The sequence below is a fragment of the Planococcus shenhongbingii genome, from assembly GCF_030413635.1.
GTDB classification, from domain to species: Bacteria; Bacillota; Bacilli; order Bacillales_A; family Planococcaceae; genus Planococcus; species Planococcus shenhongbingii.
The window spans coordinates 3,959,402-3,979,504 of record NZ_CP129235.1; the positions used below are offsets into that span (position 1 = coordinate 3,959,402).

The 20,103-nt window shown below is 43.8% G+C and carries 23 protein-coding genes; 1 reads left to right on the forward strand and 22 read right to left on the reverse strand.

Annotated features, from left to right (window positions below):
* The 6 genes from rplI to rpsF all read right to left on the reverse strand — a co-directional run bounded on the left by rplI (window position 1) and on the right by rpsF (window position 4,823).
* A complete protein-coding gene (gene rplI, locus QWY16_RS19215) occupies window positions 1-450 on the reverse strand; it encodes a 50S ribosomal protein L9 (protein ID WP_300990841.1) in 450 nt (149 codons plus the stop codon).
* Window positions 447-2,423: a DHH family phosphoesterase gene (locus QWY16_RS19220; protein ID WP_300990842.1), complete on the reverse strand. Its 1,977-nt coding sequence runs from the start codon at window positions 2,421-2,423 to the stop codon at window positions 447-449. The genes rplI and QWY16_RS19220 overlap by 4 nt, the downstream gene beginning before the upstream one ends.
* 14 nt (window positions 2,424-2,437) lie before the next feature.
* Window positions 2,438-3,388, reverse strand: a complete 951-nt coding sequence (locus tag QWY16_RS19225; RefSeq protein ID WP_300990843.1) for a YybS family protein — start codon at window positions 3,386-3,388, stop codon at window positions 2,438-2,440.
* 318 nt (window positions 3,389-3,706) lie between these two features.
* The gene (gene rpsR, locus QWY16_RS19230) at window positions 3,707-3,943 is read right to left on the reverse strand and encodes a 30S ribosomal protein S18 (protein ID WP_300990844.1); all 237 of its coding nucleotides are present in this window, start codon (window positions 3,941-3,943) and stop codon (window positions 3,707-3,709) included.
* Between the two features lie 56 nt (window positions 3,944-3,999).
* The gene (gene ssb / locus QWY16_RS19235; protein WP_300990845.1) at window positions 4,000-4,485 is read right to left on the reverse strand and encodes a single-stranded DNA-binding protein; all 486 of its coding nucleotides are present in this window, start codon (window positions 4,483-4,485) and stop codon (window positions 4,000-4,002) included.
* 50 nt (window positions 4,486-4,535) lie between these two features.
* Window positions 4,536-4,823: a 30S ribosomal protein S6 gene (gene rpsF, locus QWY16_RS19240; RefSeq protein ID WP_106533339.1), complete on the reverse strand. Its 288-nt coding sequence runs from the start codon at window positions 4,821-4,823 to the stop codon at window positions 4,536-4,538.
* 175 nt (window positions 4,824-4,998) lie between these two features.
* Between rpsF and QWY16_RS19245 the strand changes: the two genes are divergently transcribed.
* Entirely contained in the window at window positions 4,999-5,559 is a 561-nt protein-coding gene (locus QWY16_RS19245) for a DUF3267 domain-containing protein (RefSeq protein WP_300990846.1), read from the forward strand.
* A gap of 30 nt (window positions 5,560-5,589) precedes the next feature.
* Here QWY16_RS19245 and QWY16_RS19250 read toward each other — a convergent pair whose 3' ends face one another.
* The 16 genes from QWY16_RS19250 to rpmH all read right to left on the reverse strand — a co-directional run bounded on the left by QWY16_RS19250 (window position 5,590) and on the right by rpmH (window position 19,525).
* Window positions 5,590-5,967, reverse strand: a complete 378-nt coding sequence (locus tag QWY16_RS19250; RefSeq protein WP_300990847.1) for a gamma-glutamylcyclotransferase family protein — start codon at window positions 5,965-5,967, stop codon at window positions 5,590-5,592.
* A 125-nt stretch (window positions 5,968-6,092) separates the two neighbouring features.
* A complete protein-coding gene (locus QWY16_RS19255) occupies window positions 6,093-6,443 on the reverse strand; it encodes a hypothetical protein (RefSeq protein WP_300990848.1) in 351 nt (116 codons plus the stop codon).
* Window positions 6,444-6,545: 102 nt separating this feature from the next.
* Window positions 6,546-7,646: a redox-regulated ATPase YchF gene (ychF, locus tag QWY16_RS19260; protein ID WP_300993542.1), complete on the reverse strand. Its 1,101-nt coding sequence runs from the start codon at window positions 7,644-7,646 to the stop codon at window positions 6,546-6,548.
* 156 nt (window positions 7,647-7,802) lie between these two features.
* Window positions 7,803-8,003 carry a DUF951 domain-containing protein gene (locus QWY16_RS19265; protein ID WP_300990849.1) on the reverse strand — a complete coding sequence of 67 codons (201 nt, stop codon included), beginning with the start codon at window positions 8,001-8,003 and terminating at the stop codon, window positions 7,803-7,805.
* 16 nt (window positions 8,004-8,019) lie between these two features.
* Complete coding sequence (locus tag QWY16_RS19270; RefSeq protein ID WP_300993544.1) at window positions 8,020-8,856, reverse strand: mechanosensitive ion channel family protein; 837 nt, start codon at window positions 8,854-8,856, stop codon at window positions 8,020-8,022.
* A 94-nt stretch (window positions 8,857-8,950) separates the two neighbouring features.
* Complete coding sequence (locus tag QWY16_RS19275) at window positions 8,951-9,667, reverse strand: DUF554 domain-containing protein (RefSeq protein WP_300990850.1); 717 nt, start codon at window positions 9,665-9,667, stop codon at window positions 8,951-8,953.
* Window positions 9,668-9,740: 73 nt separating this feature from the next.
* Window positions 9,741-10,574 carry a ParB/RepB/Spo0J family partition protein gene (locus QWY16_RS19280; RefSeq protein ID WP_300990851.1) on the reverse strand — a complete coding sequence of 278 codons (834 nt, stop codon included), beginning with the start codon at window positions 10,572-10,574 and terminating at the stop codon, window positions 9,741-9,743.
* Complete coding sequence (locus QWY16_RS19285; protein WP_300990852.1) at window positions 10,567-11,328, reverse strand: ParA family protein; 762 nt, start codon at window positions 11,326-11,328, stop codon at window positions 10,567-10,569. The genes QWY16_RS19280 and QWY16_RS19285 overlap by 8 nt, the downstream gene beginning before the upstream one ends.
* Before the next feature lie 171 nt (window positions 11,329-11,499).
* Window positions 11,500-12,366, reverse strand: a complete 867-nt coding sequence (noc, locus tag QWY16_RS19290) for a nucleoid occlusion protein (RefSeq protein ID WP_300990853.1) — start codon at window positions 12,364-12,366, stop codon at window positions 11,500-11,502.
* Window positions 12,367-12,473: 107 nt separating this feature from the next.
* A complete protein-coding gene (rsmG, locus tag QWY16_RS19295) occupies window positions 12,474-13,187 on the reverse strand; it encodes a 16S rRNA (guanine(527)-N(7))-methyltransferase RsmG (RefSeq protein ID WP_300990854.1) in 714 nt (237 codons plus the stop codon).
* 164 nt (window positions 13,188-13,351) lie between these two features.
* Window positions 13,352-15,241, reverse strand: a complete 1,890-nt coding sequence (gene mnmG / locus QWY16_RS19300) for a tRNA uridine-5-carboxymethylaminomethyl(34) synthesis enzyme MnmG (RefSeq protein WP_300990855.1) — start codon at window positions 15,239-15,241, stop codon at window positions 13,352-13,354.
* 22 nt (window positions 15,242-15,263) lie between these two features.
* Complete coding sequence (gene mnmE, locus QWY16_RS19305; RefSeq protein ID WP_300990856.1) at window positions 15,264-16,649, reverse strand: tRNA uridine-5-carboxymethylaminomethyl(34) synthesis GTPase MnmE; 1,386 nt, start codon at window positions 16,647-16,649, stop codon at window positions 15,264-15,266.
* A 706-nt stretch (window positions 16,650-17,355) separates the two neighbouring features.
* Window positions 17,356-18,087, reverse strand: a complete 732-nt coding sequence (gene jag, locus QWY16_RS19310; protein ID WP_300990857.1) for an RNA-binding cell elongation regulator Jag/EloR — start codon at window positions 18,085-18,087, stop codon at window positions 17,356-17,358.
* Window positions 18,084-18,905: a membrane protein insertase YidC gene (gene yidC, locus QWY16_RS19315; protein WP_300990858.1), complete on the reverse strand. Its 822-nt coding sequence runs from the start codon at window positions 18,903-18,905 to the stop codon at window positions 18,084-18,086. Before yidC ends, jag begins: the two co-directional genes overlap by 4 nt.
* Before the next feature lie 60 nt (window positions 18,906-18,965).
* Window positions 18,966-19,307, reverse strand: coding sequence for a ribonuclease P protein component (rnpA, locus tag QWY16_RS19320; protein ID WP_300990859.1), 342 nt, complete (start codon window positions 19,305-19,307; stop codon window positions 18,966-18,968).
* Between the two features lie 80 nt (window positions 19,308-19,387).
* A complete protein-coding gene (rpmH, locus tag QWY16_RS19325) occupies window positions 19,388-19,525 on the reverse strand; it encodes a 50S ribosomal protein L34 (protein WP_038705267.1) in 138 nt (45 codons plus the stop codon).
* Window positions 19,526-20,103 lie beyond the last annotated feature (578 nt).

The following is a 20,103-nucleotide window of genomic DNA, read 5'->3' on the forward strand; positions in this document are numbered from 1 at the left end:
TTACGCTTCTTCTGTTACATGGACTTTAAGCGTAGCTGTTACATCCTGGTGCAATTTAACCGGAATGTTTGTGTAGCCAAGAGTGCGGATAGCATCATCCAATTCCATTTTGCGTTTATCCAGCTTGATGCCATGTGCTTTTTCAAGTGCTGTTGCTACTTGTTTGGTTGTAATAGAGCCGAATAAACGGCCGGCTTCACCAGACTTCGCTTTCAATTCAATTGTCAGGCCTTCAAGTTTTTCTTTCAACTTTTTCGCATCTTCAAGCTCTTGAGCCGCTTCTTTTTCCTCTTTTTTCTTTTGGCCGGCCAGCTGGCTGATAGCCGCTTGATCCGCTTCTTTCGCCAAGTTATTTTTCAGCAAAAAGTTATGCGCGTAGCCATCCGCCACGTTCTTCACTTCGCCTTTTTTGCCTTTTCCTTTTACGTCTTTTAAGAATATTACTTTCATTCTATTTTTCCTCCCTCATACTGTTCCGTTATCGCTTCTTTTAGTTGTTCAATCGCTTCTTCAATTGTTGTGCCGGGCATCTGGGTTGCAGCATTTGTTAAGTGGCCGCCGCCTCCAAGATTTTCCATGACGATTTGCACATTTACTTCGCCGAGCGAACGGGCCGAAATGCCAATGCCGCCTTCTGAACGCTCTGCAACCACGAACGACGCATTGACGTCTTTCATTGTTAACAGAATATCAGCAGTCTGGGCTATCAATACCGGGCTGTAAATCTGTCCTGGCTCGCCTTTTGCAATCGCTATTCCGTCTGCCACGAATTCGACAGTCTGGACGATTTTTGCCCGCTCTAAGTATGTCTCGAGATCTTCTTTCAGCAAACGCTGGACCAGCACAGTGTCCGCTCCGTTTGAGCGCAGATAAGAAGCGGCTTCAAATGTTCTGGCACCAGTGCGCAGTGTGAAGCTTTTGGTATCGACGATAATTCCAGCAAGCATGGCGGTCGCTTCCAGCATCGACAGTTTTTCATGTTTCGGCTGATATTCTATCAATTCCGTTACAAGCTCCGCTGTCGAGGATGCATAAGGCTCCATATAGACAAGCATCGTATTGGTGATGAATTCCTCGCCTCTGCGGTGATGGTCGATCAATACAACGCGTTCCATGCGCTGGAGCACCCGCTCATCAATGACCATGGAAGGCTTATGGGTATCCACTACAACCAGCAGGGAATTATCCGTCATCATCGACAGTGCTTCTTCTGGTGTGATAAACCGGTCAAACAGTTCATCGTCTTGGCGGATCTCTTCCATCAACCGCATGACCGAGCGGTCGTATGCATTAAAATCGAGCACGATGCTGCTTTTGACTTTATTCATCGCTGCCATTTTGGAAACGCCGACCGCTGCCCCGATGGCATCCATGTCCGGCAATTTATGGCCCATAACGAAGACATGGTCGCTTTCCTGGATCAAATCGCGCAATGCATGCGAGATAACCCGCGCCCGCACCCGTGTCCGTTTTTCGACCGGGTTCGTTTTGCCGCCGTAGAATTTCACTTTGCCGCTTGGATGCTTGATCGCCACCTGGTCTCCGCCGCGCCCGAGTACCAGATCAAGTCCCGACTGGGCCATGCTGCCAAGCTCGACAAGCGACGCTGAACCAGCGCCGACCCCAATGCTTAAAGTTAAAGCTAAATTGTCTTTCGAAGTCACTTCCCGGATATCATCCAGAATAGCGAATTTCGACAGTTCCAGCTCTTTTAAAATCGATTCATTGAAAACCGCCATGAAGCGGTCAGATGAAATCCGTTTGACGAAAATCCCGTAATGTGAACCCCATTCATTGATCAATGAAGTCACCAGGCTGTTCAAATTGCTTCGCGTCTGGTCATCCATGCCTTGCGACAATTCATCGTAATTATCGATAAACAAAATGCCGATAACCGTTCGATCCGCATAATAAAGCGTTTCAATTTCAACTTGCTCAGTAATATCGAATAAATAAAACAAACGGTCATCCGCTTTATAATAAGCGCGGTATTTGCGTTCGCCAAGCGTGATGGTCATATCCCGTACTTCTTCCGATTTCACCAGTGTATGAAATTCATCCGATAAGCTGTAAAGAGACTCCCCGATTAACGTGTCATACTCAAGTGTTGATGTCATGTAAGGGTTCGCCCATTCAATATCGAAGTTTTCATTGACCAGCAAAATACCAATAGGCATTTCCAGCAGCGCTTCTTCTCCGACTTTTTTCATGCGGTAGGAAAGTGTTTCTATATGCTTTTCGGTTGCTTCGTACACCCGCTTTTCAGTAATCCAGGCATAGATGAAAACCGCCCCGAAAAGGATGATGAATATCCCGCCTGCCCACTCTGACCTCAACGAGACCAAAATTGCCGCTGCCAGTCCTAAAAACAGCAGCACCAGAAGGGGAATTCGAAGTTTCCTTTTTCTAAAAAAAGCCGACATTTCTTTTCAGCTCCTCATTTTCCTTTAAAATCATGTGCCCGTTTAACCCATCCCCGGATATCAAAGCCGAGGTCGATAATTCCGACAATGCTCGTGAATGACTGCAAGGGCAACGCCAGTACGGTAACAATGACGGTCACCCATGTCGGCCAGCCTTCTTGCTTGATGTAAAAATGATAAAAAGAAACACCTTGCAAGAAAAGCAGGAATTGAAGCACGACGGATGCATTGATGAAAATCATGTAAGCCATTGTACCAAGCTGCAAATCAGACAGCAGCGAAACGAGTATAACGATTAAATAGTACCATAATACACTTTTCGGCAATTTCATATCCCGAAAAGGCGGAAATTTTGGAACTTCAATGCCCAGGCGCTTTAAAATCGGCAATAACAGCAGCAGCAACAGCCACACTATTATGAAAACCGACAGCACCAGTAAAGCCGGCAGCAATGTTTCAAATGTCGTCATTAATTGATTGACCATTTCATTGTATTCATCAGTGGAAGCGCCAATACTTTCCAGCAAAGTGCCGGTTTGTTTATATGAAGCTTCCATTGCGGTCATCATCTCTTCGATGACATTGATGCCCAACAGCCAAATGGATGCCAGGTACTGCAGCATCACCGACAGCAGCAAGACAATGCCTGAACCCATGAACATGAATAGCTTAGTTTTCTGGTTATAGATCGACAAACCGATCATCAGGCCAAGCGGAATATGGATCAGCGCCAGCGGCAAAGCGAGCAGCCCGCCTACCAGCACTGATAAGGTCAGGCACACCGCTGCAAAAAGCGCCGAAGCCTTCCAGTGGTATTTAGCACTGTACCAGGCAATGGGCAAAGCTAAAAATAATGTCGTTACAACATTTAAAAGAGGCACATAAACAGAGAGGGCGAGCAGTACCGTAAAGACAGCCGCCATCATGGCCCCATGAGTAATTTGTTTTGTTTGTTGATTTGGCATTCTGTTGTTTTTCCCCTTCTTTCGGGTTGATTTCATCCTTGTAATTGTAACATGATTAAGGTCGCTGAACAAAAAAAGGGAATACCCGGAAGAATCTGCTTGTCGAATTTATGGCAACAAAAAAGAGACCGGTTTCCCGGCCTCTTTTCATAATATAAGAAAATATAGTCTTTCAGCTTGAAAGAAGTATGTCTGTGTCCAGACTCCAGCGCCCAGATTCTCGGGTCATAAGCCAACCCGGCTGTGTGGCAAAGAGCGCCACTTCGCCGGTTCGTCTTAAGCCCGTCGAATCTACACGGGCGCTTCCGCTTTTCTTACTTATCTTTCTTCCGCAACAAACGGTAGAAGTGCCATGATACGAGAGCGTTTGACAGCGATTGTCAACTTGCGTTGCCATTTAGCGCTAGTGCCTGTAACACGACGTGGCAAGATTTTTCCTCTTTCAGAAATAAATTTCTTCAATAGGTCAGTATCTTTATAGTCGATGTGCGTGATGTTGTTTGACGTAAAATAACAAACCTTTTTACGTTTCTTTCCTCCGCGACGTGGTGCCATATCGAATTACCTCCTTTTTAATTGGATTTTTTCGTTCTTCGCGAGTCTGGTCCGTCTTAGAACGGCAAATCGTCATCCGATACTTCGATCGGGCCGCTGCCGCTTGAGAATGGATCCTGGTCTACACGTGTATAATTTTGCTGACTTGGGCTCGGCGATTGGTTCTGCTGATAGGATGGCTGTTGGCCTTGTGAACGGTCTGCATTAGCATTAGCTCCAGAGTTTTTCGGCTCAAGAAATTGGACGCTGTCAGCCACAACTTCAGTCGTATAGACGCGTTTTCCATCCTGCCCTTCGTAGCTTCCAGTTTGAATGCGGCCTTCAACGCCAGCCAGGCTTCCTTTTTTCAAGAAGTTCGCTGTGTTTTCAGCTTGTTTGCGCCAAACAGTACAATTGATAAAATCCGTTTCTTTCTCACCTTGCGCATTGGAGAATGTCCGGTTTACAGCCAGTGTAAAACGGGCAACTGCCGCACCGCTTGGGGTATAGCGAAGATCCGGATCTTTTGTCAGTCTTCCGACTAAAACAACTCGGTTAATCATCAGAATTCAACCTCCTTTAGTCAATAGTATTTTACAGATGCATATGCTGCTTACGCGTCTTTGCGTACAGCGATATGACGAATAATGTCTTCGTTAATGTTCGCAAGACGTGTGTATTCGTTGATAGCTTCAGAACCAGCGTTTACTTTTACGATTTGGTAGAAACCTTCACGTAAATCGTTGATTTCATAAGCTAAACGACGTTTACCCCACTCTTTCGACTCGATGATTTCAGCACCGTTAGAAGTAAGGATGTCGTTAAAACGCTCGACTAGAGCTTTTTTAGCTTCCTCTTCAATTGCAGGCTGAATAATGTACATTAATTCATACTCTCTCATCGTGTTGTCACCTCCTTATGGACTTGGGCCCTGCTGATTCCAGCGGGCAAGGAGCAAGCAATTCAAAATATTACTCACATCAATGTATTGTATCATAAACGGCAAGGGACAGCAACCCTATATTTCATGCCCTGTTCAGCTATAATTTATGTAGCTAATACAAGGAAGTGATTGCATGGAACCGACTCATACCATTGAATTGAAGTTAGAAGAAATCGCACCAAAGGCATTGTGGATCAATGTGCTGCTTCTGATTCTCTTTGCTGCCGCTTACCACCTGTTTGCTGAACCGTTTTCTTTCCGTTTTTCATTTAATGGCGTTCTGTTGTTTATCTTCGGCTATACGGCTCTGATTGTGCTCCACGAATTATTTCACTTGATCGGTTTTGTGCTATTTGGCAAAGTGACAATTGCTTCATTGAAATATGGTATTAATTTAAAAATGGGAATCGCTTATGCGACGACCAGTACGGCTATCCGCATTAACGCCATGAAAAAAGCGCTGCTGCTGCCTTTCTGGACAACCGCTGTCATCCCGACCATCATTGGATTTTGGATAGACAGCCAAGTATTAGTCCTTCTTGGCGCCATGCTCGCAGCCGGCGCCATTGGTGATTTTTATATGTACCGGGAACTGCTGAAAGAACGCAGCGACGCTTGGGTGCTGGATGACCCGGAACTTCCTCGCCTCCATATTTATGAACAAAATCCCAATATAAAAAGCGCCGATCAATGATCGGCGCTTTTTTGACATTTATCAAGGTTTTTAAACGGTTACTGCCACATCCCAGTTGCCCGTTTCCAATTTTCTCTTCAACAAATTTTCAGATGCCGCGATATAGACAGCGGTCTGCAATACTTTCCCTTCAGTTTCGACTTCAATCGTCACTTTGTTGAAAAGATCCGTAGCTGCACCGCCTGTATAATCTTCCAGATAGTCGATTGCCGGCCATAGTTCCTTGGGAATGTAATAGACTTCCCCGTGAATTTCACCTTGTTCAGATAAAGTCATTGCCGGATAGCCAAGCCCAGTATCGTATAGTTCCCCTTTGGCAACTGCATGCTCTGCGACCAACTCTGCTTCACCTAAATAATCATGATATTTTCCGCCACGCTTTAACGTTCCATATACAAATAACAACATTTCAATCCTCCTATATCAAAAACCGAATGCAGCTAAGCATCCGGTCATTTTTTATTTTTATTCCAATGGCTATGGGGTCAATACTTTTCATACTGGCCGTTTCCGGAAATGGAATTTTATAAGCACTAGACCGGCTTACGCCTGTCGAAAGGGAACGGCCGTTTCGCTTTTAGACTTATCCAGCTGCAACGGCCAGGTTCTCGGGTCGTAAGCCAGCCCGGCTGTGCGGCAAAAAGCGCCGCTTCGCTGGTCCGTCTTACGCCTGTCGAACCTGAACGGCCGTTTCCGCTTTTAGACTTATCTAGCTCCGGCGCCCAGCCTCTCGAGACGCTTCGGACTTGCGTCTGTATCGCTTCGCTAGCTTCGACGCATGAAAAGAGCTGCCGATAACGGACAAGAACGCCATTACCTTCAAGTCCTCCAGCGCTTGTCAGAGCTAAACGGGCACCTCCGCTTTTAGACTTATCCAGTTGCAACGGCCAGATTCTCCGGCCATAAGCCAACCTGGCTGTGCGGCAAAAAGCGCCGCTTCGCCAGTCTATCTTATGCCTATCGAAAGGGAACGGCCGTTTTCACTTTTAGACGTTAAATCTAAACAGCATTACATCTCCGTCTTTAACGACGTATTCTTTGCCTTCTTGACGAACTTTCCCTGCTTCTTTTGCAGCCGCCATTGAACCTGTTTCTACCAGGTCCTCGTAAGCTACTGTTTCGGCACGGATAAATCCGCGTTCAAAGTCAGAGTGGATAACGCCGGCACATTGAGGAGCTTTCATGCCTTTTTTGAATGTCCAAGCGCGCACTTCCTGTACACCAGCAGTGAAATACGTTGCCAGCCCAAGCAAATTATATGATGCTTTGATCAATTGATCCAAACCGGATTCTTTGATGCCAAGCTCTTCAAGGAACATTTCTTTTTCTTCGTCTTCCAGTTCAGCCATTTCTTCTTCAATCTTCGCACAAACGACGATGACTTCTGAATTTTGCTGAGCTGCGTAGTCACGGACTTGTTGAACATATTCATTGTTGTCCGCATCGGTAATTTCATCTTCCGCTACGTTTGCTGCGTATAGCATCGGCTTAAGCGTTAATAAATTCAAGTTTTTTGCGATGCGCAGTTCGTCTTCTGTAAAGTCGATGGAACGAGCTAAGTCCCCAGCTTCGAATGCCTCACGAAGTTTCATCAGTACCGGCTCTTCAGCAATCGCATCTTTGTCTTTTTGCTTCACCAATTTGGCAGCACGGGCAATGCGTTTTTCAATGCTTTCCATGTCCGCAAGAATCAATTCCAAGTTAATAACTTCAATATCTGAAATCGGGTCAACTTTTCCGGATACATGTGTGACATTTTCATCAGCAAAACAGCGCACCACTTGAACGATAGCGTCTACTTCACGGATATGAGAAAGGAATTTATTTCCAAGCCCTTCGCCTTTGCTTGCGCCTTTTACGATGCCGGCGATATCTGTAAATTCAAAAGCTGTCGGTATTGTTTTCTTCGGTACCACCAACTCAGTCAGTTTGTCTAAGCGCTCATCCGGCACTTCAACAATTCCGACGTTTGGATCTATTGTACAGAACGGGTAGTTGGCTGCTTCGGCCCCCGCTTTAGTAATAGCATTGAATAATGTGGATTTCCCCACGTTTGGTAAACCTACAATCCCTGCAGTTAATGCCAAAGGATTCACAACCTTTCTTCTGTCTAACACGAATTATTTTTTTGCAACCATTCCATTATAGGAACGAAATACTGTTCTGTCCATTTTTCAAAACTTATATAAATTCATTACTATTGTTATATAAGTATTGTCTTTATACTCATATAAGATTTTCTATTATTCTTCTTCGGCTTTTACTAAAACTTTTTTAATTTTCTTATTGAATTCGACGCGCGGAATCATGACACTGTGTTGGCAGCCTTCGCATTTGATTCGGATGTCAGCACCCATGCGGATAATTTTCCAGGCATTTGCTCCGCAAGGATGCCCTTTTTTCATTTCCACGATATCATTCAGTCCATACTCTTTCTTTTCCATCGCCCTGTCTCCTTCGTTACTTTTTAGCAATGACCGACGGATTGGAGTCTTCAGGCGACCGCTGCACCATGACCATCCGCGGGTAAGGAATTTCCACGCCTTTTTTGTCCAAATAGTCTTTCAAATCCCGGCGGATACCGCGGGAAACTGCAAAATGCTGCATCGGCAAGGTTTCTGCTGTAATTCGCATGATTATTTCTGTTGTGGTGATGTTTTGCACCCCTAATAATTCAGGAGGTTTTATAATCTGCTCGTATTTTTCAGGAAGATCCACTAGAAACTCCTGGATTAGCCCTTCCACTCGTGCAATATCCGATTCATAAGAAATATTGACATCCACTACTGCAATCGAGTTATGGATAGAGAAATTGACGACATCCGTCACGTTGCCGTTCGGGAAAATAAATAATTCTCCTGTAAACCCCTTTACTTTTGTGGTGCGCAAGCCAATTTCTTCAACCGTACCTTCAGCTTGACCAATCCGGACGTAATCTCCCACTGAAAACTGATCTTCAAAAATGATGAAGAATCCGGTGATTACATCACGCACCAAGTTCTGAGCCCCGAAACCGATGGCAAGGCCAAGAACCCCGGCCCCAGCAATTAACCCGGTGATATCAATTGTGAAGGCTGACAATACCGCGATAATCGCCATAAAATAGACTGCATACGACACAATGTTCTCCAGCAATTTGGACATCGTCTGTTGCCGCCGCTCGTTGTATTTCAAAGGACCTTTTATGCGTACCGCAAATGTTTTGCGAATCAACATTTTTGCGACCCTTACAATAATTCCCGACATTACAATGATCAACATCACTTTTAAACCGACAAAACCGATATTGAGCCACATTTCTTGATCCAGGAGAAACTTCTTCCCTTGTTCCACAGCTTGTTCTGCATTTGCTACTGTATCTGTAGTCACTTTAACACCTTCCTACCTCCGGTTAACCTAAATTCATCTTATAGATTACCGTAACAATTAATCCAACGACCAATACTCCCGGCAATAAATTCGCTACTCTTATTTTAGTAAGGCCAATCATATTCAAACCGATGGCGACAATCATAACGCCGCCTGTTGCAGTCATTTCCGTAATGAACATATCCAAAGCCGCATCAGGAATGATCAAACTGATTTGAGTCGCGAACAACGCGATTAATCCTTGATAAACGAACACGGGAATCGCTGCAAGCATGACGCCTATTCCTAATGTTGAAGCCAAAATAATTGATGTAAAACCATCAATCAATCCTTTTGAAATCAATACGCCGTGCTCATTGCTCAAGCCACTCTCCAAAGCCCCGATAATCCCCATGGCACCCATAATAAAAATAAGCGTTGCTGTTACAAAACCTTGGGCAAGGCTGCCCTTGCTTTCTTTTTTCGCACCCAGCATATCTTCCATCCAATGACCGAAGTTATTCAACTTATCATCTAAATTCATCCATTCCCCAATAACTGCACCAAGTACCAAACTGATAATGACGACGACAAAATTTTGGCTTTCGAAGCCCATTTGCAGTCCAAGAACCACTACTGCAAGTCCGATGGCATACATTACGGTTTCTTTCATTTTTTCAGGAATGTTTCGGAGCGCTCTACCAATAAATGTCCCTGCTACAATCAAAACAGCGTTAATCAACGTTCCTAAGAGAACCATCTTTCTACTTCCCCTTCCGCTCTCCTTTTACAAAACAGAACCTATTCCCCCGACTTATGGGAATAGGTACGGATTAATTTAAAAGTTCGAGTATGCGTTCCAAATCCTCTTCAGAGAAAAATTCAATTTCGATTTTCCCTTTGTTTTTGCTTTTCTTGATTTGGACATTTGTTCCAAAACGGTCTCTCAGTTCCGATTGCTTTTCTTCTATGAATAAATCTTTTTTCTTTTCAATTGTTTCACGTGGAACATCATCATTTAATCGCTGGACTAAATTTTCCAGTTGGCGGACGTTTAAATTCTCTTTCACGACTTTTTCTGCGATATCCGGTATCAGTTTTTTCTGCCGTAGTCCGAGCAATGTACGGCCATGCCCCATCGTCAGCTGTTTGTCGGAAATCATTTGACGCACATTTTCAGGCAATGCCAGTAAGCGGATGTGGTTAGCGATATGCGGCCGGCTCTTACCCAATCGGAACGCCAATTGCTCTTGCGTTAAATTTAATGCTTCCATCAATTTCTGGTAAGCTTCTGCTTCTTCAATAGGCGTTAAATCTTCGCGCTGGAGGTTCTCCAAAATAGCCAGTTCCATCATTTGCTGATCAGTCAGCTCTTTGACAATTGCCGGCACTTCTTTTAATTTCGCCAGTTTCGCAGCACGGAAACGTCTTTCTCCCACTACCAGTTCAAAATACTTTCCTGATTTTCGCAAGACAACCGGCTGTAAGATGCCATGTTCTTTAATGGAGTCTGACAACTCCTGCAAAGCTATTTCGTCAAATACTTTTCGCGGTTGATAAGGGTTAGTGCGAATTTCACCGATGCTGATCTGGTTGATTGTTTCTGTTTCGCTTAATGATTCGCCAGGGAACAATGCATTAATTCCTTTTCCTAATCCTTTAGCCATTACGAATCACTTCCCTTGCCAATTCTAAATACACTTCTGCGCCTCGGGATTTCGGATCATAAATAATGATAGGTTCCCCGTGACTCGGTGCTTCGCTTAATCGTACATTCCGTGGAATAATGGTCCGATAAACTTTATCTTGGAAATACTTTTTCACTTCTTCAATCACTTGTATGCCGAGATTCGTCCGCGCATCAAGCATCGTCAACAACACTCCATCAATCATTAGGTCGTGGTTTAAATGCTTTTGCACAAGGCGAATCGTGCTTAATAACTGGCTCAGCCCTTCTAACGCATAGTATTCACATTGTACTGGAATAATAATAGCATCTGAGGCCGTCAATGAATTGATTGTCAGTAAACCAAGCGAAGGAGGACAATCAATAATAATGTAATCGTACATTTCTTTTACTTCTTGAAGCGCATGCTTTAAGCGCACTTCTCTTGAAATAGTCGAAACAAGTTCGATTTCTGCCCCTGCAAGTGAGATGGTGGCAGGCACAACATGCAGATTCTCTACTTTTGTTTCCTTAATGGTATCTTTTATATCGACGTCATCGATCAACACTTCGTAAATGCATTGGTCGACTTCGCCTTTGTTGACCCCAACTCCACTGGTCGCATTTCCTTGAGGGTCGATATCTATTAATAGAACTTTTTGGCCTAAATAAGCAAGGCAGGCACTCAAGTTCACTGAAGACGTTGTTTTTCCTACGCCGCCTTTTTGATTGGCGATCGCAATAATTCTACCCACACTTGCACCAACTTTCTTTCATACTTCTCTCATTTTACTGCTCTAGTATAACTAATTCCATTATAAAAACAAAAATAATAATGGTTTCTTTCCTTATTGTAACAAAACTATGGATATTTTATGATTACATTCCTATTAAAAAAGCTCTTTCCATCATTGGAAAGAGCTTTTTTATGATTTTTTCTTTGGTATTTTAACGGTAATTTGATAATACTCATCGTGTTCTTCTTCCTCAGTCGATAAATTAATTCCGCTTTTTGTTACCATACTCAAGGATTCTTTAATCGTATTCATCGCGATTCTAATATCCCGGCTTACCGCTTTTCTTCTCGGTTTTGCTTTTTTAGGTTCAGCAGACAAAAGTTTTTCAACTTTCAATTCCAGCTGTTTTACATTAAGGCCTTGTTCTACTGTTTCATCAAAAAGCTTTTTTTGCATTTCAACATCTTTTACTTTAAGCAGTGTTCGAGCATGTCGTTCCGTAATGATCCGGTTCAACAAAGCTGTTTGAAATTCTTCCGGCAATTTCAACAGCCTCAGTTTATTGGCAACAGTAGACTGCCCTTTTCCAAGCCGCTGTGCAAGTGCTTCCTGGGTGATTCCTTGAAGTTCAAGCAAATTTTGATAAGCATTCGCTTCTTCAATCGAAGTCAGTTCTTCGCGCTGGAGATTTTCAATCAATGCGATCGATGCGGTTTCTTTATCGCTAAGCTGACGGACGATTGCCGGAACTTCTTTCCATCCTAAAGAAGACATTGCCCGGAAACGCCGTTCTCCTGCAATGATTTCGTAATTGCCCTCTTCATCCGATGTTCTTACAACAATCGGTTGAATAACTCCATGCATATGAATCGTACGGGCCAGTTCTTCGATTTTCTCTTCATCGAACACCGTACGAGGCTGGAATTTATTTGCGCTTATTTTATCAATTGGCAACTTAACTACTTCTTCTGAAAGCTTGTTTGTTGCCGCTACTGGTTGTTCTGGTTCATCTGCTTTGTCTTCGCCTCCGAAGAACCGGGAAAAAGGACTCTTCATTCTCAAGCACCACCTTTTAAAAGCTCACTGTTTACTATTCGCTAATCGTTGAACCTTTTTCTTTATACCAGTGTTCCACGTGAAACATTAACTGATATTTCCACATTTCAAGTTATTGGAGATTTATTCGGGATACCGGGTTTACGAGGGTATTTTTTAGGAGTCTCTTTAAACTTCCGGAACACTTGAATGTACCGATCACTTTCTTCAATTGGCAATTTAAACGAATGAATGCTTTCTTCTTTCACTCCCAGCTTCAGCAAAGCTTTTTCTGCATCTTTCAATTCATCGGGAGCTGATGCTGCTTTCATAGCTGCAAATATTCCGCCATTTTTAACGAGAGGCACACATAATTCCGCCAATACAGAAAGCCTTGCCACTGCTCTTGCCGTTACCAAGTCATAGCTTTCGCGATGCTTTGATTGGCCAAAATCTTCTGCCCGCGAGTGAATAAATTGAACGTTTGATAAGTTCAGCTTATCGCTTAAATGTGTAAGGAATTGGATGCGCTTATTTAACGAATCCACAATCGTTACTTCAATATGCGGAAAACATATTTTCAATGGGATGCTAGGAAATCCGGCTCCGGCCCCCACATCACAGACTTTTAACGGTTTCGTGAAATCCAGGTAAAAAGCCGCTGTAATGGAATCAAAAAAGTGTTTCAGGTAGACAGACGGCTGATCTGTAATCGCTGTTAAGTTCATCTTTTCGTTCCATTCGACCAGCTCTTTAAAGTAAATCTGAAATTGGTCCATTTGAAGTTCTGACAGCTGGATTCCTTTTTCACTGAGGGCATCTTTGAATTGTTGTTCGTTCACTTGTTTCTTCCCCCTCTTGTTCTCTTCTATGTGTTAAAATTCCGTCCGGTTCTACTATGTAAAAATGGGCTGGTCTATGCCAGCCCATTTATTGTTTGTCCAGCTTTATTGTCCAGCTTTATCGTCCTGCTCCTTACTTGAGCAGATGTTTGCACTTTTCTTGTTTAAACAGATACTTTTGCGATTCTACCTTGTTCAATATACACCAAAAGAATCGAAATGTCAGCAGGATTCACCCCTGAAATTCGGGAAGCCTGTGCAATGGAAAGTGGACGAACTTCGGACAATTTACCCCGAGCTTCAGTCGCTATACCTGAAATTGAATGATAATCGATGTTTTCAGGTATTTTTTTGTCTTCCATTTTTTTCAGTTTGGCCACTTGCTGAAGTGATTTTTCGATATAGCCTTCATATTTGATATGAATTTCTACTTGTTCTTTCACTTCAGCTTCCAGGTCTATTTCAGAAGCTGTCAGCTGAGCAATCATGTCGTATGACATTTCCGGGCGTTTAAGTAAATCTGCTCCGCGAATGCCATCTTTCAATTCACTGCCTCCTGCATCTCTGATCAATTGCTGCGTCATTTCATTCGGTTTAATCATAATGCCTCTCAACCGTTTGATTTCTTCTTCGATCCGTTCTTTTTTCGCTTGGAATTTCGCATAACGTTCGTCTGAAATCATGCCAAGTTTATGGCCTAATTCCGTTAATCGCATATCCGCATTGTCGTGGCGCAGCAATAACCGGTATTCCGCACGAGACGTCAGTAAACGATACGGTTCGCTTGTTCCTTTTGTCACCAAATCGTCAATTAAAACGCCGATATAAGCGTCGGAACGGCTCAAAATCACTTCTTCTTTCCCAAGCACTTTAGCAGCGGCGTTAATGCCTGCCATCAAGCCTTGTCCTGCCGCTTCCTCGTACCCTGAAGTTCCGTTGATCTGGCCTGCTGTGTATAAATTCTCAATTTGTTTTGATTCCAAGGTTGGCCATAATTGCGTCGGAACGATTGCATCATACTCGATGGCATATCCAGAACGCATCATCTCAGCTTTCTCAAGCCCCGGAATCGATTCCAGCAGTTTTCTTTGGACATGTTCAGGCAAACTGGTTGAAAGCCCTTGTACGTAAACCTCACGCGTATTACGGCCTTCTGGCTCCAGGAAAATCTGATGACGCGGCTTGTCGTTGAAACGCACCACTTTATCTTCGATCGATGGGCAATATCTTGGGCCTGTCCCTTTGATCATCCCAGAATACATTGGCGATAAATGAAGGTTTTCATCAATAATTTGATGTGTTTTTTCATTCGTATAAGTCAGCCAGCAAGGCAGTTGGTCTGTAATGAACTCAGTCGTTTCGTAGCTGAAGGCACGCGGCTCTTCGTCGCCCGGCTGGATTTCTGTTTTACTGTAATCGATTGAATTGCTGTTGACGCGCGGCGGCGTCCCAGTTTTGAAACGAACTGTTTCAAAGCCGAGTTCTTCCAGGTTTTCTGCCAGTTTAATTGATGGCTGCTGGTTGTTTGGACCGCTTGAATAGCGCAGGTCTCCGATAATGATTTCACCGCGCAGAAAAGTGCCGGTCGTGATGACTACTGATTTTGCCCGGTAAATGCCCCCTACTTGAGTGATTAATCCGGTTACTTTGCCGTCTTCAACAATTAATTTTTCTGCAATTCCCTGGTGAAGCGTTAAATTCTGCTCTTCTTCCATCAGGCGCTTCATTTCCTGCTGGTAAAGCACTTTGTCGGCTTGTGCGCGCAGTGCGCGGACAGCCGGCCCTTTAGCTGTATTCAACATTCTCATCTGAATGTGTGTTTTATCGATAACGCGTCCCATGGCACCGCCAAGTGCATCAATTTCACGTACAACAATGCCTTTTGCTGGTCCGCCGATTGACGGGTTGCATGGCATAAACGCGATCATATCCAGATTCATCGTCAACACAAGCGTCTTAGCGCCCATGCGAGCTGAGGCAAGAGCAGCTTCTGCTCCGGCGTGTCCAGCTCCAACTACGATGACATCGAACGTGCCTGCTTCATATTGTGGCATGTTCGTTCATTCCCTTCGAGTTTTATTTCCCTAGACAGAACTGAGAAAATAATTGGTTCAATAGGCCATCGTCAGCGGTATCGCCAATGATTTCCCCAAGAATTTCCCAAGTTCGGGTAACATCTATTTGTATCATATCGACCGGCACATCCATATCCGCTGCTTCAATGGCATCTGAAATTGTCTGATGCGCTTGATGCAGCAAGGCAATATGGCGCGCATTGGAAACATAGGTCATATCCCCTGCTTCAATCTGGCCTTCAAAAAACAATTCAGCGATGGCTTCTTCCAGCTGGTCGATCCCTTCTTCTTCAATTAAAGAAGTCGTCACCAGCATTTTGTCGCCCGCCAATTCCTGTACTTGATCCAGATCTATGTTCTTCGGCAAATCGGTTTTATTGATGACTACAATATAATCCATATCTTTCACCGCTTCAAACAACAATTCATCTTCTGCAGTTAAGGCTTCCGAATAATTCAATACATAAAGGATCAAGTCTGCTTCTTTCAGCACTTTGCGTGACCGCTCAACGCCGATTCGCTCCACTATATCTTCCGTTTCACGGATTCCGGCTGTGTCCACTAAACGCAGCGGCACTCCACGGACATTCACGTATTCCTCTATTATATCACGGGTTGTCCCCGCTATTTCTGTTACGATTGCTTTGTTTTCCTGCACTAGGCTGTTCAAAAGAGACGATTTTCCAACATTCGGCCTGCCGACAATAACGGTGGAAAGCCCTTCTCTTAAAATTTTTCCTTGAGAAGAGGTCTGCAGCAATTTTTCAATTTCCGATCGCACCCATTGGGCTTTTTCGAGCATAATCGGACGCGTCATTTCTTCCACGTCGTCATATTCCGGATAATCGATATTCACTTCCATTTGTGCAATGGATTCAAGCAAAGCCTGGCGCAGCGTCCCGATCAGCTTCGACAAGCGCCCTTCCATTTGGTTGAGCGCCACATCCATTGCCCGGTCCGTTTTAGCGCGGATTAAATCCATGACTGCTTCTGCCTGTGATAAATCGATGCGGCCGTTTAAAAATGCCCGTTTCGTAAATTCACCAGGTTCCGCCAGTCGCGCACCTGCACGAAGCACCAATGCCAATACACGGTTGACTGACACAATGCCGCCGTGGCAATTTATTTCAATAACATCTTCGCGGGTAAACGTTTTTGGAGCTTTCATGAACGATACCATGACTTCTTCCACTACTTCCTCCGTCCACGGATCCGCCAGATGCCCATAATGTATCGTATGCGTGGCCTGCGTTGCTAATTTCTTTCCGCTCGGTGCCCGGAACAGCTTATCCGCAATCCCGATTGCTTCCGGTCCGCTTAAACGGACAATGGCAATAGCGCCTTCACCGCTTGGCGTGGAAATCGCAGCAATTGTATCGAATTCCATGATATTCCTCCTTATATAGAAAAGCGTAGGTGCCCATGTAGCCCCGACAAGCGCTGGAAGTCTGGCCGGTAATGGCGCTTTTTGCCATTGCTGGACAGACTGAAGCGACCTCGAGGGGCTGGGCACCGGAGCTAGACAATCTGAAAAGCGGAAGCGCCTGTTTAGTCCCGACAGGCTTAAGGCAGTATACCGAAACGGCGTGTTTTTGCCGTACAGGTGGACTGACTTAAGACCCCGAGGGACTAGGCGCTGCAGCTAGACAGTTAGAAAAGCGTAAACGGCCGCTCAGCTTCGACAGGCATAAGACGATCCGGTGAAGCGGCGCTTTTTGCCGCACAGCCGGAGTGGCTTATGTCCCGAGAAGCTGGCCGTTGCAGCTGGACAATTCAAAAAACCTAAAACAACCGATTAAATTAATAAAAAAGCGTAAACGCTTGAATGGTTAAAAACAAAAATCTGGCCGGAAAACTTATCCCCAGACTCTTTTAAGCCAAAAATCAAATTTTCTCTTTAAAAAAGTTGTCCACATGTGGACAACCAGTAAAAGCACACGACTTTCTAACATATTACATTAGCATAAATGGATGTAATCCGAAAGGCAGAGCGCTTGATTTTTCGTAAAGTTTCATTAAAAAGCCATAAAAAAACGGCTTGCCTGGAAGCAAACCGTCCACTTTATTTTATTCAATAACTGATCAAACTGCTTTTATCTTAGAGGTTCAATTACAAGATAGCGATTCGGATCTTTGCCTTCCGAGTACGTATCGATATCCATCCGCCGGGACAAGGCCTGATGAATCACTTTTCGTTCGTAGGATGGCATCGGTTCAAATTGAACACGCCCTCCTGTACGAATTGCTTTGTCAGCCATGCGTTCAGCTAATTGTTCCAGTGTTTCCTGCCGGCGTTCCCGATAATTTTCAGCGTCCAGTTCAACCATCATGAATTGGTTGGAATATTTATTGGCGACTAATTGGGCGAGCTGCTGAAGAGAGTTTAAGGTATTCCCCCGTTTCCCAATCAGCATGGCCACTTTTTCGCTTTCTAAATAAAAACTGACTTGTTTGCCGTTCTGTTGATGGGTGATTTTCAAATCTTCAATCATCATGCCTTTTGCAATCGATTGAATATAGTCTTTGGTTTCTTGAATCGCCTGTTCATTTGACTCACTGGGCGCTTCTTCCACCAATTTCTCTAAAATCTCTTCCGGTTCGATGACAGCTGTTTTCGCCACTGCTTCCTCTTTTACAAGCGGCGCAGCTTCTGGCTCATTCACTGTCACTTCTACTTCAGCCGGTTTTGAGCCAAAGCCCAAAAATCCTTTTTTTTCACTTTGAATCACATGGATGGTCACTTCGTCACGTGTCACTTGGAGTTTTTCTAATGCTGCAGATATCGCGTTTTCAACAGTTGTACCCGTTTGCGTAATCTGTTTCACTTTTTAGCCCCTCCTGCTTTCGTTTTAACAGGTTGCTTCACTTCTTTTTTCGACGCAGCTGCTGGCGTTGCCGTTAACGCTACATCTTTCTTTTCCCATGGACGGTAAATAACCAAGTTCTGAATAAGAGAAATTATGTTTCCGACTACCCAATACAACGTTAATGCAGACGGTAAGACAATACCAAAGCCGATAATCATAACCGGCATAAAGTACATCATGATTTTCATTTGCGGATTATCCATTGCTGGCCCAGTCCGTAAGACGATGAATTGCATAAGCCCTGCAATAATAGCCAGGATAATGCTCGGTTCAGCGAGAGGGAAAATCAAGAAGCTTCCTAAATCGATTGACGGTGTGCTGTTCATCCGGCTGATCGCATGATAAAAACCGATCAATACCGGCATTTGAATCAATACCGGCAGACAGCCAGCCATTGGATTAACGCCATTTTCAGAGAAAAGAGCCATCATTTCCTGCTGATATTTCTGCTGGGTTACTGCGTCTTTCGACTTGTACTTTGCTTGCAGCTCTTTCAGTTTCGGCTGGACTTCCTGCATCCGTTTAGAACTGCGGGTTTGTTTAATCATTAATGGCAACAAAGCTAATCGGATGATAATGGTCACGGCAATAATCCCTAATCCGTATGTTCCAAGTAAGTTTTTGAAATACGTGATTGTTGCTACCAATGGCCAGACTATAAATTCGTTCCAAAATCCTTCACTTTTTCCACTGATTGGCTGATCGAATTCAGTACAACCGGCAAGCAGCAAGGTTGCTGCTACCAGTGAAATAAGCAGAACTATTCGCTTATTCAACCTTCTTCCCCCAAACTATTTTCAATTACTTCTATAATAACATTCAAACGATATCTCTTTCTACTTCTTAGGCAGAGCACGCGCAATTTTTAAAACATGTTCCAAACTTTTCTTGCTTTCATGAAAATCCAATTTGGCCGCCTGTTGCCGGGCGATAATAACGTAATCCGCATTTGGCAGCAAATCTTCTTTTAATTCCAAGAATGATTGCCGTATATAACGCTTAATGCGGTTTCGCGTAACTGCGTTTCCTACTTTTTTGCTGACAGATAACCCCAGCCTAAACTCTGGCTGATCGCTTTTCATCACATAAACGATAAACTGGCGATTCGCAAAGGACTTCCCTTTTTTGAAGATCCGCTGAAATTCGACGTTTTTCTTAATTCGTTGGTGCTTATTCATTTTTTCACCTGCTTATTTTGGTTCATTTCCACTGAAATTCAGCAGAAAAGAAAAAAAGACCACTGATGCGGTCAGTGGACTTAAGCTGATAATACTTTTCTTCCTTTACGACGGCGTGCGGCAATTATTCTACGTCCGTTTTTAGTGCTCATACGTGCTCTGAAGCCGTGTACTTTGCTGTGTTTACGTGTATTTGGTTGGTATGTGCGTAATGTCATGGTGACACCTCCTGAATAAAAGTTAACTCTTTTCTCAAAGACAGTCTTGACTATTATATAGTCGCAATGCATCAAATGTCAATGTCTTATTAAAAAGACAACATAAGATTCTGCGGTTCTGACGCAAACTTGCCGAAGAGAGAATTCCTGGCGAATGCTTCTCTTATAGAACAGTTTCCATCTATACAGATAAAAATCCCACCATTTCCTTGCCGATTTTCAACCAGATCGGCACATACCGTTTAAGCAAGAAAGAAAGTCCCCCTCTCTTTCAAAACAGCATCAAAAATAGCCTTTTCTCTTCTCCCTCCATCAAACAAAGTTATCCACAATCGTTCCGGAAAACAGAATTATTATTGTGCACCAATTTTTTTCTAAAATTTTTATCCACACCCCTTATCTACAACTTCCTCACATATAAAGCCCCTGTGGATAGCTTTGTTGTGCACAAAAAAGGAAATGTGGATAAGTTTAAGAACTTCTTGTAATGTCTCAGTTTTTTTGTTAACATTAACTTGTTTTCACTTGTTAATAATTTTTACTCTAAATAAGTTATCCACAAACTGTGGGTAAGATGT

What these genes read in the sequence shown, in the direction of transcription:
- rplI (WP_300990841.1), bottom strand. Translation starts at nt 450, where the DNA reads ATGAAAGTAATATTCTTAAAAGACGTAAAAGGAAAAGGCAAAAAAGGC.
- QWY16_RS19220 (WP_300990842.1), bottom strand. Translation starts at nt 2,423, where the DNA reads ATGTCGGCTTTTTTTAGAAAAAGGAAACTTCGAATTCCCCTTCTGGTG.
- QWY16_RS19225 (WP_300990843.1), bottom strand. Translation starts at nt 3,388, where the DNA reads ATGCCAAATCAACAAACAAAACAAATTACTCATGGGGCCATGATGGCG.
- rpsR (WP_300990844.1), bottom strand. Translation starts at nt 3,943, where the DNA reads ATGGCACCACGTCGCGGAGGAAAGAAACGTAAAAAGGTTTGTTATTTT.
- ssb (WP_300990845.1), bottom strand. Translation starts at nt 4,485, where the DNA reads ATGATTAACCGAGTTGTTTTAGTCGGAAGACTGACAAAAGATCCGGAT.
- rpsF (WP_106533339.1), bottom strand. Translation starts at nt 4,823, where the DNA reads ATGAGAGAGTATGAATTAATGTACATTATTCAGCCTGCAATTGAAGAG.
- QWY16_RS19245 (WP_300990846.1), top strand. Translation starts at nt 4,999, where the DNA reads ATGGAACCGACTCATACCATTGAATTGAAGTTAGAAGAAATCGCACCA.
- QWY16_RS19250 (WP_300990847.1), bottom strand. Translation starts at nt 5,967, where the DNA reads ATGTTGTTATTTGTATATGGAACGTTAAAGCGTGGCGGAAAATATCAT.
- QWY16_RS19265 (WP_300990849.1), bottom strand. Translation starts at nt 8,003, where the DNA reads ATGGAAAAGAAAGAGTATGGACTGAATGATATCGTGGAAATGAAAAAA.
- QWY16_RS19270 (WP_300993544.1), bottom strand. Translation starts at nt 8,856, where the DNA reads ATGTGGCTCAATATCGGTTTTGTCGGTTTAAAAGTGATGTTGATCATT.
- QWY16_RS19275 (WP_300990850.1), bottom strand. Translation starts at nt 9,667, where the DNA reads ATGGTTCTCTTAGGAACGTTGATTAACGCTGTTTTGATTGTAGCAGGG.
- QWY16_RS19280 (WP_300990851.1), bottom strand. Translation starts at nt 10,574, where the DNA reads ATGGCTAAAGGATTAGGAAAAGGAATTAATGCATTGTTCCCTGGCGAA.
- noc (WP_300990853.1), bottom strand. Translation starts at nt 12,366, where the DNA reads ATGAAGAGTCCTTTTTCCCGGTTCTTCGGAGGCGAAGACAAAGCAGAT.
- mnmG (WP_300990855.1), bottom strand. Translation starts at nt 15,241, where the DNA reads ATGCCACAATATGAAGCAGGCACGTTCGATGTCATCGTAGTTGGAGCT.
- mnmE (WP_300990856.1), bottom strand. Translation starts at nt 16,649, where the DNA reads ATGGAATTCGATACAATTGCTGCGATTTCCACGCCAAGCGGTGAAGGC.
- rnpA (WP_300990859.1), bottom strand. Translation starts at nt 19,307, where the DNA reads ATGAATAAGCACCAACGAATTAAGAAAAACGTCGAATTTCAGCGGATC.
- rpmH (WP_038705267.1), bottom strand. Translation starts at nt 19,525, where the DNA reads ATGACATTACGCACATACCAACCAAATACACGTAAACACAGCAAAGTA.